Below are 15,270 nucleotides of genomic sequence, written 5' to 3'. Positions count from 1 at the left end.
GACCCCTACGATGCCTGAGCCGACCATGTCCCAGACAGACGTCGTCATCTCCGGCGTCAAGAAGATGCTCTCAACCCGAAGGCTGTCTCCCGGGGACCGGCTGCCGGTGGAGAGGGATCTGGCGGCGGAGCTGGGCGTCTCACGCGGGTCGCTTCGCGAAGGCATCCGGGCCTTATCCACGGTGGGGATCCTGGAGACCCGCCAGGGAGCCGGCACCTTCGTCACGAAGCTCGAGCCGGCCGCGCTCCTCTCGGCTATGGAATTCTGGGTGGGCCTGCAGGACGGCGAAAGGGCCAGCCAGGTTCATACGGTACGTCGGGCTCTGGAAACCGAGGCCGCAGCCGCTGCGGCGTCCTGCATCACGGAGGATCAACTCAAAGCGGCCGCCGCCATCCTCGACCGCGCCGGGAAAGCAATCCATGGGCAGCCGACCGACCACAATGCAGCACTTCAATCCGACATGGACTTCCATCACCTCATAGCCAGTGCCTCGGGAAATCACGTGTTGGCAGCCTTGATCGACACCGTATCCACGCGGACCCTTCGCGACCGGCTTTGGCGCTCGCTGCATGACAGCGATGGCCTTCTTGCCACCCACCGGGAGCACTTAGGGATCCTGGAAGCTCTGGAACGACACGATGTCGACCGGGCCCGCACGCGCATGGCCAACCACCTCTACGCCGTGGAGGATTACGTGGGGCTGATCCCCACCGAGGCCCTTGGAGACGAGGCGCCGGAGCACAACGGCCCCACCACACTCACCTGATGTGAAACCCAAACAGGGTCAGCTCGACGAGTCCGGCGCCCAGGAGCGCCAGGGTCCAGGAGCCCCGGGGGTTCAGGACAGGATGTCGCGGGCGACGGCGTCGGCATCCCGGAGCGTCCTGTCCCCGCTGCGGAAACGCGGGTTCGCTTCCGCTGCGATCGCGGTGCCCCACTGCGCGGAGGAAAGCTGCAGCCCCAGGACATAGAGCCCGTCGACGGGATGGCCGTGCGCATCCAGCGGCCGGTACGGGGGCCGGGTGACGTCCAGTCCCGGCGTCTGCACCGGGGTTCCTTCGGCGAGCATCATCAGCCGGGGACGCACCAGCCCGTCCTGCAGGAGCTGTTCCAGCAACGGGGATTCGTTGACCGCCACGCGGTTCGCGGGTGCCAGCGCCTCGATCATGCTGCGGGCCGTGAAGGCGGGAGCGTCCACCCACGCCGATTCCGCGCTGAAACAGCCGGTCTCCGGATCCATGCTGAAGACCGGGTCCGGCCCGACGAAACTGACGATGCCGGCACGGACCAGCGCCGCCAGCTGCTCGGCGCGCAGCGCCGGCGGCCCGCTGGCCAGGCCCTCGACGAAGGGTTCGAACCAGCCGCGGAGCTCCCCCGCCCAAGACTCGTCGGTGATGCCGCCGTCTGCGACGATGTCCTTGATCACGGCGCGCCCCGCATTCAGGGCACCGACCGCCATCTTTACCGGGTCGGCCTCCCCCTCCGCGGAGCGTCGGGCGTCCTGCTCCAGGTAGGACAGCACGGCGTCGTCGAAAGCCGCGTGCGACGGGAAGGACTGGCCGCGGAAGGGCGCCGCCAGCGCTTCCAGGTCGAGGCGCTCGCCGGGAGCAATCCCGCTGTGGACCAGTTCGGAGACGGCCTGCTCCCAGCCGTGGGCGGGGGCCGCTCCGGCGGGACCGAGCAGTTCGTCCAGCCGGCCCAGGAACCCGTCCGGGTCGGAGGTGAAGGCATCCGGCGCTGCCTTGGCGAGGGTGCTGTAGTACGCCCACAGGGCATCCTTGTGCAGCAGCGGCCACAGGTCATGGTTGAATCCGGGCGTGATGTTCGCGGCGGCGAAGCGCCGCACGGCCTGCTCGGTGCAATGGCGCAGCCGGAGCGAGCGCGGGTAGTAGCTCTGCAGCCGCGCCTTGGCACTGTACGGCGCACCCCGGCGGCTCGCCGCGATGATCTTCGGTTCGCGGCCGGACGGCTCGTACCGCAACGCAGCTCCGGGGCCGGCGCCCGTGCCAACGAACCTGCCCCCGCGGCCTTCGGTGAGCTGGCCCATGACGTCGAAGAAATTCAGCCCCATCCCCCGGACGAGGACGGGCTCGGTCCCGGGCACTTCCGCCCAGTCGACGTCGGCGGGGACGGCGGGCGGCCAGTAGCGCAGCCCGGCGGCGCGGGCGCCCTCTGCGAGCCGGCGCTGGTCCGGCCGAAGCCGGGACGGAAGATGCCCGAGCGAGAGCACCACGGCGTCGGCAGCCACGCTGCCCCCGCCGTCGAGCTCGACGGTGAAGCTTGTCCCGGCGCGGCGGACGGCGAGCGCGGACGTGCGGTGGATCTCCACCGACACGGTCTCCGGCGCCGCTGCCCTAAGCTGCTCGAAGGTCCAGCGCAGGTAGCTGCCATACAGTGTCCGGCTGGGGAAGTCCGTGGACTCGAGCTTCCACAGCTCGTCCAGGTCGCCATCCGCCCGCAGCCCGTGATCCGCGCCGTCCGCTCGCATCAGGGTCCGCCATTCGTCGAAGCTGTGCCCCGCAACCGGCCGCGGCCGCATCCCGTGGCCGGGAACCACCGTGGGGAAGAACGACTGCGTGTTCATCAGGAACAGCCGCGACTGGCCCTGGCGCCAGACGTGGCCGGGCCCCGGCGGGAAGGGGTCGATGACGTGGATCCGCAGCCGAGCGCCGTCCGCTGTGCGCGCCGCTGCCCAGTGCGAGATCAGACGTTCGAGCACGGACGTGCCTCGAGGGCCGGCGCCCACCAGGGCCACCGTCGTCGTTCCGTCCGTTGCCATGCTCCGAGCTTATCGGCTGCGCCGCTGCCGGCAGGTGCCCGGAGGCCGCATCCGGCGGGCGCCACATCCGGGTGCCTAGGATGGTCGGATGACCCTTCCTGAACCGAATGCTTCCGTCCCGCAGGACGGCCTCACCCCGCAGGCCAGCCCCACCCCGCAGGCCGGCGAGGAGGACGAGTTCCTCTGGCTGGAAGACATCCACGGCGCCGAGCAGCTCGCGTGGGTGCGGGAACAGAACTCGCGCACGGAAGCGCTGCTGGTGTCCGCCAAGTACCGGCGAATGGAGGCTTCCGTGCTTGAGGTGCTCGATTCCTCGGACCGCATTCCGATGGCGACCAAGCGCGGTGACTGGTACTACAACTTCTGGCGCGACGAGGCCAACCCGCGCGGGCTGTGGCGGCGCACCGGCTGGGACAGCTACCGGCAGGAGACTCCCGAGTGGGATGTGCTGCTTGACCTGGACGAGCTGGGGCGGTCCGAGGGCCGGGACTGGGTGTTCGCGGGGGCGCAGCTGCTGCGGCCCGCCGACGGCGGCCGGGAGTACCGGCGCGCGCTGCTGAGCCTGTCCCCGGACGGCGGCGACGCGAAGGAGGTGCGCGAGTTCGACCTTGATACCCGCAGCTTCGTCGACGGCGGCTTCAGGCTTCCGGCCGCCAAGACCAACGTCTCCTGGCTCGACGAGGACACGCTGCTCGTCGCGACCGACTTCGGCCCCGGATCGATGACCGCCTCGTCCTACCCGCGCACCGTGCGCGTCCTCCGCCGAGGCGGCACGACAGCGGACGCCGAGCCGTTCTTCGAGGTTCCCGCCGAGCATGTGATGGCCTTCGCCGTGCACGATTCCACACCCGGGTTCGAGCGGACCGTCGCCGTGGACATGATCGATTTCTACAACCGCCGCGTCCACCTGCGCCGCGACGGGGGCTGGGACCTGATCGAGGTTCCCACGGACGTGAACGTTGACCTGCACCGGCAGTGGCTGGTGTTGCGGCCGCGGCAGGACTGGGAATGCGGGGGAACGCTGCATCCGGCGGGTTCCCTGCTGGTCGTGGAACTCGAACGGTTCTTGGCCGGCGAGCGCGCCCTGACCACGCTCTTCACCCCCGATGAGCACACCGCCCTGGAGGCGTGGAGCTGGACGAAGGACCACCTGCTGCTGAACCTGCTCCAGGACGTCAGCTCCCGCATTGAGGTGCTCACCCCGCGCGAGGGGTCTTGGGCCAGGTCCGTCGTGACCGGGATGCCGGCGCTGGAATCGGTCAGTGTGTCCGCCGTCGACGACGAGGACGAGAGCTGCGGCAATGACTACTGGCTGGTGGCGACGGGCTTCACGACACCGACGTCGCTGCTCCGCGGCACCGCCGCAGCAGCCGGGGGCGCCGCTGCGGAACCGGTGAAACGGTCGCCGTCGTACTTCAATGACGGTGGCTACCGCGTGGAGCAGCACTTTGCGGTTTCCCGGGACGGGACCCGGGTGCCGTACTTCCAGGTTGCCTCCGCGGACCTGGTGCTCGACGGCGGCAACCCGACCCTGCTGTCCGGGTACGGCGGCTTCGAGATCTCCCGGACCCCGGCCTACAGCGGAGCGGTCGGCCGGAGCTGGCTGGAACGGCGGACGCCCGACGGCCGCGGGGGCGTCTACGTGGTGGCCAACATCCGCGGCGGAGGCGAATACGGTCCGTCCTGGCACCGGGCGGCGCTGCGGGAAAACCGCCACCGCGCCTATGAGGACTTCGCCGCCGTCGCGCAGGACCTGACCCGGCGCGGGGTCACCTCGCGCGGGCATCTGGGTTGCGAGGGGCGGAGCAACGGCGGCCTGCTGGTCGGGAACATGCTCACCCTGTACCCGGAGCTCTTCGGTGCCGTCTCCTGCGGCGTGCCGTTGCTGGATATGCGCCGCTACACCCGTCTTTCCGCAGGCCACTCCTGGATCGCCGAGTACGGGGACCCGGACGATCCGGCGCAGTGGGAGTTCATCCGGACCTTCTCGCCGTACCACAACGTCCGCGCCGGTGCCGAGTACCCGCCGTCGTTCATTTGGACGGCAACGAGCGACGACCGGGTTGGTCCGGTGCAGGCCCGGAAGATGGCCGCCCGGCTGCAGCGCCTCGGCCACGCGAACGCCTGGTTCTACGAGTCGTTGGAGGGCGGCCACACGGGCGCGGCGGACAACAAGCAGGCTGCCCGGCTGCACTGCTACAGCCACGAGTTCCTCTGGCAGCAGCTCGCGTGACCGTTTTTGCTATCGGCGGCCGCTTCCGGCTAATCTTGGGGGGCTAGTAATAGCACTGGAGACGTGCCAGAGCGGCCGAATGGACTTCACTGCTAATGAAGGGTCGGGGTTAAACTCGACCGGGGGTTCAAATCCCCCCGTCTCCGCCACGAAAACCCCCGGATTTTTCCGGGGGTTTTTTGGTGTCCGCGGCAGCCTTCCCGCGCCCGGTCCTGCGCGCGAACGGCCAGTTGTGGCGGGCTCCGGCGCGCGGAAGCCGCCACAACTGGCCGTTCGCGCGCTTAAACCGGGGCGGATCCGGGTGGGTCTGGCAGGGCCACGCTGGGCCGCCCTGGATGTCTGATGTCCGCATAGGCTGGGTCACTGACCAACTGTTCAAGGAAGACCGGAAGGACCACCCTATGGAATACCGCAAGCTTGGCAACAGCGGCGCCGTCGTCTCCTCCTACGCCCTCGGCACGATGACGTTCGGCGCCGAGTCGGACGAGGCCACCTCCCACGCGCTGCTCGACGACTACGTGGCCGCCGGCGGCAACTTCATTGACACCGCCGACGTCTACTCCTCCGGCACCTCCGAGGAGATCATCGGCCGCTGGCTCGCCGCCAACCCGGACAAGCACGACCAGCTCGTCATCGCCACCAAGGGCCGCTTCCCGATGGGCAAGGGGCCGAACGACCTCGGCACCTCCCGGCGCCACCTGCGCAAGGCGCTCGACGACTCGCTGCGCCGCCTCGGCGTGGACCACATTGACCTGTACCAGATGCACGCCTGGGACCCGTACACGCCGCTGGAGGAAACGCTGCACTTCCTCAACGACGCCGTCGCCTCCGGCAAGATCGGTTACTACGGCTTCTCCAACTTCCTCGGCTGGCAGCTGACCAAGGCCGTCTACGAGGCCAAGGCGCACCACTGGAACCCGCCGGTGACGCTGCAGCCGCAGTACTCGCTGCTGGTGCGCGGCATTGAATCCGAGGTCGTGCCCGCGGCGCTCGACGCCGGCATCGGCCTGCTGCCCTGGTCACCGCTGGGCGGCGGCTGGCTCACCGGCAAGTACGAGCGGGACTCCGTTCCCACCGGCGCCACCCGGTTGGGCGAGAACCCCAATCGCGGAATGGAAGCCTACGAGGGCCGCAACGAGAAGAGCACCACCTGGGAGATCATCGACGCCGTCGGAGAGGTTGCCGCCGAGCACGGCGTCTCCTCGTCCCAGATCGCCCTGAGCTGGCTGGCGCACCGGCCGGCGGTCACCTCGGTGATCCTCGGAGCACGGAACCAGGAGCAGCTCGCGGACAACCTCAAGGCCGCCGACCTGCACCTGACCCCCGAGCAAACCGAGAAGCTCGACGCCGTCAGCGCACCGCAGCTGGCAGAGTACCCGTACGGAACCCCGGCGATCGAGCAGCGCAGCCGCAAGATCGAGGGCGGCCGCTAGAACCGGACCTGCCGAACCCGGGAAGTCCGGGGAAGTTCCGGTGCCGCCGCTGACCGCGGCGGCACCGGGGATTCCTCAGCCGCGCAGGGCCAGCGCGAAGGGCAGCACGGCTGAGGCGCCGGCCCGGCGCAGCACGCGGCCGGCTTCGGTCAGTGTCCAGCGGCTGTCCACCAGGTCATCGACGAGCAGGACCGGACCGGGCGTCCCCTGCAGGGCTTCGGTCACGGCGGCTCCTGCGGCGAACTGCTCCCACACTCCGGCGAGCCGGTACGCGCTGTTGCCGCCTGCTCCCCCGGTCGGCCCGTCCCCGGCGAACTGAAGTGACCCCAGATAGGGCAGCCGCCCCACGCCGGCCAGGCCCGCCGCCACGGACTCGACCAGCTGCGGCCGGGAGCGCGACGGGACGCTGACCACCGCGGCGGGGCGCTCGTCCCAGCCCCAGCCGGCGAGGACCTGCACGCAGGCCTTGATGAGCGCCTCGTCGGCAGGGGCGTCGGAAGCGCCGGGACCGAAGAGTTCCCGCAGCCTGCCTCCCCAGCCCAGGTCGGTCAACCGCGCCAGGGCCCTTCCCGGCTGGTTGACTTCGTCGCCGGAGAACCGTCCCTTCACCGGCACGCCCAGCCGGGCCATGCCCGAGGGCCAGGTGCTGCGCGGCTCAATCTCCACTCCCACGCGCTGCAGGCTCGCGCCCGCAGCCGAGGCGGCGGCGTCGTCGACGGCCGCCGGGTACCAGCGCTCGCCTCCCGCGGCCCGCACACAGTTGTCGCAGCGGCCGCAGGCACTGGCAGTGCCGTCGTCGAGCATCCGGGCGAGGAACTCCATCCGGCAACCGTCCGTGCGCTCATATTCGAGCATCGCTTCCTGCTCGGCGTCGCGGCTCTCCGCGATCCGGCGGTACCGCTCCTCGTCGTACCGCCATGGCACCCCGGTCGAGCGCCAGCCCGCCGGAACCCGTTCGACGGCGCCATCCACCGCGAGCACCTTGAGCATGAGTTCCAGCGCGGACCGGCGCAGGTCCACCTGCACCTCGAGGGCCGGCACGGACAGCGGGCTGCCCGCCTCCGCCAGGGCGCTGATCACCTGCAGCGCCTTGTCTTCCGTCGGCATCGAGGCCGTCGCGAAATAGGCCCAAATGTCCTTGTCCTCGCGGCCCGGCAGCAGCAGCACGTCCGCGTTGTCCGTCGCGCGGCCCGCCCGGCCCACCTGCTGGTAGTAGGCGACCGGCGACGACGGCGCCCCCAAGTGGAGCACGAAGCCCAGGTCCGGCTTGTCGAAGCCCATCCCGAGCGCACTCGTGGCGACGAGGGCCTTGACCTCGTTGTCCTTGAGCCGCTGCTCCGCCACCTCGCGGTCCGCCGGGTCCGTCCGGCCCGTGTAAGCCAGCACGTTGTGCCCTGCCTCGCGGAGCAGCCGCGCCGTGTCCTCCGCCGCCGAGACGGTGAGGGTGTAGATGATGCCGCTTCCCGGCAGCTGGCCAAGGTGCGAGAGGAGCCATGCGAGCCGGGTGCGGGCGTCCGGCAGCCGCAGCACGCCCAGCCGCAGCGACCGGCGCGCCAGCGGCCCGCGGATGGTCAGCACCTCCGCCCCAGCCCCGAGCTGCTCCTCGATGTCCGCGACCACCCGGGTGTTCGCCGTCGCCGTCGTCGCGAGCACCGGCACGGAGGCCGGCAGCGCGGCCACCAGCTCCCGGATCCGCCGGTAGTCCGGGCGGAAGTCATGGCCCCAGTCGGAGATGCAGTGCGCTTCGTCAATCACCAGCAGCCCGGTGCGCCGGATCAGTTCGGGCAGCTGCTCCTCGCGGAACCGGGGGTTGTTCAGCCGTTCGGGCGAGACCAGCAGCACGTCGACGTCGTCGTCCGCGAGCCGCTGGCGCACGTCGTCCCACTCCAACTGGTTGGCCGAGTTGACGGCGGCGGCCCGCACGCCGGCGCGCTCAGCGGCGGCGATCTGGTCCCGCATGAGGGCCAGCAGCGGGGAGACGATCAGGGTGGGTCCGGCGCCTCGGCCGCGCAACAGCAGGCTCGAGACGAAGTACACGGCGCTCTTGCCCCAGCCGGTGCGCTGCACCACCAGCGCGCGCCGGCCGCCGTCGACAAGGGCCTCCACCGCCTCGTACTGGCCGTCATGGAACTGCGCGTCGCCCCTCCCCACCAGCGTGCGGAGCACGGCAAGGGCCTGGGCGTGCGTGGACTGAGCGGGTGCTGCTGTCTGCATTCCCCCAGTATCCCAGCCGCCCCCGACAGGCCGGTTCGCGGCCGGATTCCCCTTGCCTTCACCGCTGGCGCGCGGGGGCTGTCGGCTAGGATGTTCGGGTGACCAGCACAGAAAACGCAGAGAACACCTCCGGCTCCGTGGACCTTTCGCCTTCCTTTAAGGCCTATGACGTCCGGGGCATCGTCGGCGAGACGATCACCAACGACATCGTCGAGGCGGTTGGCGCGGCATTTGTCGACGTGCTGGGGCTCGCCGGCCAGACGGTGCTCGCCGGCGGGGACATGCGCCCGTCCTCCCCAGACTTCATCAAGGCCTTCGCGAACGGGGCCGCGGCCCGTGGCGCCGACGTCAAGCTGCTGGACCTGATTTCCACTGACGAGCTCTACTACGCCTGCGGCACGCTCAACGCCGCCGGAGCCACCTTCACGGCGAGCCACAACCCCGCCGAATACAACGGCATCAAAATGGCCAAGGCCGGGGCGGTTCCCGTTTCCTCCGAGACCGGCCTGAAGGAAATCCAGGCCCTGGCCGAACGCTACCTCGCGGAGGGCATCCCGGAGACCGGGACGCGCGGCCGCATCTCGGTCAAGGACGTGCTGAAGGACTACGCCGTCTACCTGCGCAGCCTCGTGGACCTGAGCGGCTCGCGGCCGCTGAAGATCGTCGTCGACGCCGGCAACGGCATGGCGGGCCTGACGACGCCGGCCGTGCTGGGCGACAAGCTGCTGGCCGCCCTGCCGTTCGAGATCATTCCGCTTTACTTCGAGCTCGACGGTTCCTTCCCGAACCACCCGGCCAACCCGCTGGAACCTGAGAACCTGCGCGACCTGCAGAAGGCCGTCGTCCAGCATGGCGCGGACATCGGACTGGCCTTCGACGGCGACGCGGACCGCTGCTTTGTGATCGACGAGAAGGGCGAGCCGGTCTCGCCGTCGGCCGTGACCGGGCTGGTCGCGATGCGCGAGATCGCCCGCGCCAAGGCCGAGGGCATCACCGAACCGGTGGTCATCCACAACCTGATCACGTCCCGCGCCGTGCCGGAACTGGTGCACGCCGCCGGCGGCCGGGCCGTCCGCACCCGCGTGGGCCACTCCTTCATCAAGGACGTGATGGCCAAGGAAGGCGCAGTCTTCGGCGGCGAGCATTCGGCGCACTACTACTTCCGCGACTTCTACAACGCGGACACCGGCATGCTCGCCGCCATGCACGTCCTCGCCGCGCTCGGCGAGCAGGACGGACCGCTCTCGGAGCTGGGCCGCGAGTACGAGCCGTACATGTCCAGCGGCGAGATCAATTCCAAGCTGGAGGACGTCCCTTCGGCCGTGGCCCGCGTGCGCGGCGAGTTCGAACGGCCGGGCGTGAGCATTGACGAGCTTGACGGGCTGACCTTCACCGACGACGCCGGCGACTGGTGGTTCAACCTGCGCGCCTCCAACACCGAACCGTTCCTGCGCCTGAACGCCGAAGCCCGGGACGAGGCGACCATGGCACGCGTCCGGGACCGCGTCCTGGAGCTCGTGCGCCAGTAGCGCCGCAGCCGGCAACGCAAGAGGGAGGGAACGGTACGCCGTGCCCTCCCTCTTTTTCTTGCTGCCGGTCGCGGCGGCTGCCGGACGCTAGGCCCGCTGCCCCAGCCGGGCCTTGAGCCCGTCCAGCTCCGCGGCGAGCTCCTGCGGCAGCGACTCCCCGAAGTTCGCGAACCACTCTTCGATGCTCTCCAGCTCGACAGCCCATTCCTCGGGGTCAACCTTGACCGCCTCGGCCACGTGCTCCGGGGTCAGCTCCAGGCCCTCCAAGTCGAGCGCGTCGGCAGCCGGCACGAATCCGATGGGGGTTTCCACGGCGTCGGCGGCACCCTCGAGGCGCTCGATGGCCCACTTGAGCACGCGGGCGTTGTCCCCGAACCCCGGCCAGGCGAATCCGCCGTCGGCCCGGCGCCGGAACCAGTTGACCAGGAAGATCTGCGGAAGCTTTTCCGGGTCCGCGTTCTTGCTCAGGTTCACCCAGTGGTTGAGGTAGTCCCCGGCGTCGTAGCCGATGAACGGGAGCATCGCCATCGGGTCGCGGCGGACGACGCCGACCTGGCCCGCCGCTGCCGCCGTCGTCTCCGAGGAGAGCGTCGAGCCCATGAAGATGCCGTTGTTCCAGTCACGCGCCTGCGTCACCAAGGGGATGGTGGTCTTGCGCCGGCCGCCGAACAGGATGGCCGAGAGCGGGACGCCGTTGGGCGTGTAGTACTCCTCGGCCAGCATGTCGATCTGGTCGATCGGCGTGCAGAACCGGGAGTTCGGGTGCGCTGCGGGAGTGCCGGACTCGGCGGTCCACCGCTGGCCGGTCCAGTCCGTCAGCTGTTCGGGGACCTCCTCGGTCATGCCCTCCCACCAGACCCCGCCGTCGTCGGTGAGGGCCACGTTGGTGAAGATGCTGTTGCCCTTGGCGATGGCACGCATGGCGTTGGGGTTGGTGCCCCAGCCGGTGCCGGGCGCGACGCCGAAGAGGCCCGCCTCGGGGTTGACCGCCCGCAGTTCGCCGTCCTTGCCGAAGCGCATCCAGGTGATGTCATCGCCCAGGGTCTCGACCTTCCACCCGCTGATGGTCGGATCCAGCAGGGCGAGGTTGGTCTTGCCGCAAGCGGACGGGAAGGCCGCGGAGAGGTAGTAGGTCTTCTCCTGCGGGCTGGTGAGTTTGAGGATGAGCATGTGCTCGGCCAGCCAGCCCTCATCGTGCGCCATCACCGAGGCGATGCGCAGCGCGAAGCACTTCTTGCCCAGCAGCGCGTTGCCGCCGTAGCCGGAGCCGAACGACCAGATGGAACGCTCCTCGGGGAAGTGCACAATCCACTTCTCGTCATTGCACGGCCAGGCGACGTCGGCCTGTCCCTCTTCCAGGGGTGCGCCAAGGGAGTGCAGTGCCGGGACGAAGAACGCGTCGAGCTCGGTGAGCTTGTCCAGCACCTCGGTGCCGATCCGGGCCATGATGCGCATCGAGGCCACCACGTAGGCGCTGTCCGTGATCTCGACGCCGAACTTCGGATCGTCGTCGTCGAGGTGTCCCATGACGAAAGGAATCACGTACATGGTGCGGCCCCGCATAGACCCGCGGAACAGGCCGCGCAGCTTCTGCTTCATCTGCTCCGGGTCCATCCAGTTGTTGGTGAATCCGGCGTCGTGCTCGTTCTGCGAGCAGATGAAGGTCTGCTCCTCGACGCGGGCGACATCCTTCGGGTCCGAAAAGGCCGCGAAAGAGTTGGGGAACTTCTCCTCGTTCAGCCGCACCAGCGTGCCGGCGTCGACGAGCTCATCGGTCAGCCGCTTGTTTTCCTCCGCCGAGCCGTCGACCCAGTGGATGCGGGCAGGTTCGGTCAGCTCCGCGACCTCGTTCACCCAGGACAGCAGTGCTGCGTGGGTGGTCGGAACTTTCTCCAGTACCTGCAGACGCGGTTGATCGCCCATGACTCTTCCCTTCGTTGGGCCAGTGGTGTGTAAAAAGGCTAGGGGCGGCCGGCCGCGCGGAGGAGGGGGTACATGTCTGATGTCCTCGGGCGAAAATCCGCCTTTCCGCGGAATTTCAAGGAGTTACGATTGAGCAACTGAGAGGGTTTGTGATGAATGTCACGTAGACCGGTCTAGTCCATGTGTCGCAACACTGGTCGATTTGGCGTCCCCCGCGCTACACGCTAAAGTTGTATCTGGCCTTGAAGCCAAGCGTGCGTAGCTCAACGGATAGAGCATCTGACTACGGATCAGAAGGTTGGGGGTTCGAATCCCTTCGCGCGCACAGCAGCCCCGAACCGGCAACCCCGGTTCGGGGCTTTTGTGTTTCCTGGGGTTGGGGGCGGGCTAGGGGTCGCTCGCCGGGCGACGTCGTCAGCCTGGCCACCCGCGCCGCCAAGCGCCGGGGTCTCCCACTGCCCGCCCAGCTAATGACGCCTCAGCACCGATTGAGGCGTCATTGCCTCCAAAGTCACGGAGCCCCGGACGCCGGAGCGACTCCGCAGGTGCCGTCCCGCGGTCTAGACCGCCCACCCCGGGGAGGGTTCGCCGGCAGGACCGCGCGTGCAGCCCCGGGCGCGTCGGGTTTCCTTGCCCGGGGGACGGCGGGATGGCAGGCTCAGGTCATGGTTGAGGAGCATGCAACGGATGTGGTGGTGATCGGCGGCGGTGCCGTCGGCGAAAATGTGGCCGAGCGGGTCGTCAAGGGCGGCCTGAAGGTGATCATGGTCGAAGCTGCCCTGGTGGGCGGCGAATGCTCCTACTGGGCCTGCATGCCCTCGAAGGCCCTGCTTCGGCCCGGAACGGCCCTGCTCGGCGCGCAGTCGGTAGCCGGAGCCCGCGAGGCCGTCACCGGCACCCTGGCCGCAGACCCGGTCTTCAAGCGCCGCGACTCGTTCACCTCGCACTGGCAGGACGACAGCCAGATCGAATGGGCGGACAACACCGGCATCGACGTGCTGCGCGGCCGGGCTACGGTCTCCGGTGCCCGCGAGGTGCAGGTGGCCGGCCGCGACGGCAGCCAGCACCTGTTGCGGGCCCGGCAGGCCGTGGTGCTCGCCACCGGTTCCAAACCCGTCGCTCCACCGGTGCCCGGCTTGTCCGACGTGCCGCATTGGGGCACCCGGGAAGCGACCTCCTCCTCCACGGTCCCCGATCACCTCCTCGTCATGGGCGGCGGCGTCGCCGGTGCTGAGCTGGCGCAGGCCTACGCCCGGCTCGGCGCCAACGTGACCCTCGTCGCCCGCGGGGAGCTGCTGGGCAAGTTTCCCGAACCGGCCCGCAAGCTTGTCGCGGCGGGTCTGCGGGCCGACGGCGTTGACCTGCGCACGCACACCGACGTCTCCCGGGTCGGCCGCGCCGCTGACGGGAAGATCGAGCTTGAGCTCGCCGGCGGCCGCCGCGTGAGCGGGGACCAGCTGCTCGTGGCGCTCGGGCGCAAACCGTCCCTGGCGGGCCTTGGCCTGGAGGAACTCGGCCTTGACGTCGCGGCCCTGCACGCGGACCCCACCGGACGGGTCGCCGGCGTCGACGGCGGCTGGCTGTACGCCGTCGGCGACGCGGCCGGCAAGGTGATGCTGACCCACCAGGGCAAGTACGAGGCGCGCGCCACCGGGGACGCCATCAGTGCCCGGGCTGCCGGGAACCTCGACGGCGAGGCACCCGACTGGAGCAAGTACGCCGCCACGGCGGATGTTGCCGCGGTGCCGCAGGTGGTCTTCACCGACCCCGAGGTCGCGATGGTTGGCCGCACGCTGGAACAGGCCCGGGACGCGGGGATCAACGCGAACGAGCTCTCCCTGGAGATCGCCGTCGCCGGCTCCTCGCTGCACGCGGACAACTACAAGGGCTGGGCGCAGCTGGTGGTGGACGAGGACCGGCGCGTGATCGTCGGAGCGACCTTCGCCGGCCCGGATGTCGCCGAGCTGCTGCACGCGGCGACCATCGCCGTCGTCGGGGAGGTCCCGCTGGACCGGCTTTGGCACGCGGTGCCCTCCTATCCGACGATCAGCGAGGTCTGGCTCCGCCTGCTGGAGGCCTGCGGACTCTAGCGATCGCCCCCGCCGGACCAGTCGAGCAGCCGCTCCAGCGGCCAGGTCGTCACAACGCGGTCCGCCGGGACGCCGTTGCGTTCCGCGCGCTCGGCCCCGTAGGGCAGGAAGTCGAGCTGGCCCGGGGCGTGGGCGTCGCTGTCGATGCTGAACAGGCAGCCCGCATCGAGGGCCAGCTGGATCAGCTCGTCCGGCGGGTCCTGGCGCTCCGGACGCGAATTGATCTCGACGGCGACATCGTGCTCCGCGCACGCCGCGAAGACCCGTTTCGCGTCGAAGTCCGACGGCGGGCGGGTGCCGCGGCCGCCCTGGACCAGGCGGCCGGTGCAGTGTCCCAGCACGTTGGTGTGGGGGTCCTCAATTGCGCCGAGCATGCGGCGGGTCATGGTGCGGGAGTCCGAGCGCAGCTTCGAGTGGACGCTGGCGACGACGACGTCGAGCCGGTCCAGGAGCTCCGCCGTCTGGTCCAGCGTCCCGTCTTCGAGGATGTCCACCTCGATCCCGGTCAGCACGCGCACTCCGGGCCGTGCTTTGTTGATGCGGGCCACCAGGTCCAGCTGGTCGCCGAGCCGTTCGGCGCTGAGCCCGTTGGCCACCTTGAGGTTGGGGGAATGGTCGGTCAGGGCGAGGTAATCCCGGCCCAGGGCTGCGGCGGCTGCGACCATCAGCTCCACGGGCGACCCGCCGTCGGACCAGTCACTGTGGCTGTGCAGGTCCCCGCGCAGCTTGCCGAGCAGCGCGCCGCCGTCGGCCAAAGGCGCCGCGCCGCGCTCGCGCAGGTTCTCAAGGTAGTCCGGGACAACTCCGGTGAGGGCCTGGCTGATCACCTCGAAGGTCCTTCCGCCGATGCCCTTCATCCGCTGCAGCCTGCCGTCGGCCGCCCGGGCCGCGAGCTCCTGGCTGTCCAGGTCCCGGATGAGCACGGCGGCCTTGCGGAAGGCCTGCACCTTGAAAGACGGTGCGAGTTCCCGCTCCAGCCAGAAAGCAATCTCGTTGAGTGCGTCGACGGCGTCCATGGCACCATCTTCCACCACGCCCCGCAAGGTCAGCCCGCGGATTCCCGGGCGGG

At 69.7% G+C, this 15,270-nt stretch carries 9 protein-coding genes and 2 tRNA genes; 7 read left to right on the top strand and 4 right to left on the bottom strand.

What is annotated here, in order from left to right; all coding sequences use genetic code 11:
• The first annotated feature begins 10 nt into the window (after positions 1 to 10).
• A complete protein-coding gene (locus KIH31_RS13350) occupies positions 11 to 766 on the top strand; it encodes a FadR/GntR family transcriptional regulator (RefSeq protein ID WP_250545940.1) in 756 nt (251 codons plus the stop codon).
• A 72-nt stretch (positions 767 to 838) separates the two neighbouring features.
• Here KIH31_RS13350 and KIH31_RS13345 read toward each other — a convergent pair whose 3' ends face one another.
• Positions 839 to 2,779 (bottom strand): FAD/NAD(P)-binding domain-containing protein, encoded by a 1,941-nt coding sequence (locus KIH31_RS13345; protein WP_214427617.1) that lies wholly within the window; start codon positions 2,777 to 2,779, stop codon positions 839 to 841.
• An 88-nt stretch (positions 2,780 to 2,867) separates the two neighbouring features.
• Between KIH31_RS13345 and KIH31_RS13340 the strand changes: the two genes are divergently transcribed.
• From KIH31_RS13340 to KIH31_RS13330, 3 genes are all read left to right on the top strand, one after another.
• A complete protein-coding gene (locus KIH31_RS13340) occupies positions 2,868 to 5,012 on the top strand; it encodes a prolyl oligopeptidase family protein (protein ID WP_214427616.1) in 2,145 nt (714 codons plus the stop codon).
• 57 nt (positions 5,013 to 5,069) lie between these two features.
• Positions 5,070 to 5,161 (top strand) — tRNA-Ser (locus KIH31_RS13335).
• A gap of 252 nt (positions 5,162 to 5,413) precedes the next feature.
• A complete protein-coding gene (locus KIH31_RS13330; RefSeq protein WP_214427615.1) occupies positions 5,414 to 6,445 on the top strand; it encodes an aldo/keto reductase in 1,032 nt (343 codons plus the stop codon).
• A gap of 75 nt (positions 6,446 to 6,520) precedes the next feature.
• Here the strand turns inward: KIH31_RS13330 and KIH31_RS13325 are convergent, their stop codons facing one another.
• Positions 6,521 to 8,659: a RecQ family ATP-dependent DNA helicase gene (locus KIH31_RS13325; RefSeq protein WP_214427614.1), complete on the bottom strand. Its 2,139-nt coding sequence runs from the start codon at positions 8,657 to 8,659 to the stop codon at positions 6,521 to 6,523.
• Between the two features lie 98 nt (positions 8,660 to 8,757).
• Between KIH31_RS13325 and KIH31_RS13320 the strand changes: the two genes are divergently transcribed.
• Positions 8,758 to 10,188, top strand: a complete 1,431-nt coding sequence (locus tag KIH31_RS13320; RefSeq protein WP_214427613.1) for a phosphomannomutase/phosphoglucomutase — start codon at positions 8,758 to 8,760, stop codon at positions 10,186 to 10,188.
• An 87-nt stretch (positions 10,189 to 10,275) separates the two neighbouring features.
• Here KIH31_RS13320 and KIH31_RS13315 read toward each other — a convergent pair whose 3' ends face one another.
• A complete protein-coding gene (locus KIH31_RS13315) occupies positions 10,276 to 12,111 on the bottom strand; it encodes a phosphoenolpyruvate carboxykinase (GTP) (RefSeq protein WP_214427612.1) in 1,836 nt (611 codons plus the stop codon).
• A 252-nt stretch (positions 12,112 to 12,363) separates the two neighbouring features.
• Between KIH31_RS13315 and KIH31_RS13310 the strand changes: the two genes are divergently transcribed.
• Both KIH31_RS13310 and KIH31_RS13305 read left to right on the top strand, forming a co-directional pair.
• Positions 12,364 to 12,436, top strand: a tRNA-Arg gene (locus tag KIH31_RS13310).
• A 340-nt stretch (positions 12,437 to 12,776) separates the two neighbouring features.
• The gene (locus KIH31_RS13305) at positions 12,777 to 14,201 is read left to right on the top strand and encodes an NAD(P)/FAD-dependent oxidoreductase (RefSeq protein WP_214427611.1); all 1,425 of its coding nucleotides are present in this window, start codon (positions 12,777 to 12,779) and stop codon (positions 14,199 to 14,201) included.
• Here the strand turns inward: KIH31_RS13305 and KIH31_RS13300 are convergent.
• On the bottom strand, positions 14,198 to 15,217 hold the full coding sequence (locus tag KIH31_RS13300) for a PHP domain-containing protein (RefSeq protein ID WP_214427687.1): 1,020 nt from the start codon (positions 15,215 to 15,217) through the stop codon (positions 14,198 to 14,200). The two genes, KIH31_RS13305 and KIH31_RS13300, sit on opposite strands and share 4 nt — an antisense overlap.
• Between the last annotated feature and the right edge of the window lie 53 nt (positions 15,218 to 15,270).

Origin of the sequence: Paenarthrobacter sp. DKR-5 (genome assembly GCF_018531425.1) — a bacterium.
Taxonomy (GTDB): domain Bacteria; phylum Actinomycetota; class Actinomycetes; order Actinomycetales; family Micrococcaceae; genus DKR-5.
This window is presented reverse-complemented; position numbering and strand designations above follow the sequence as displayed.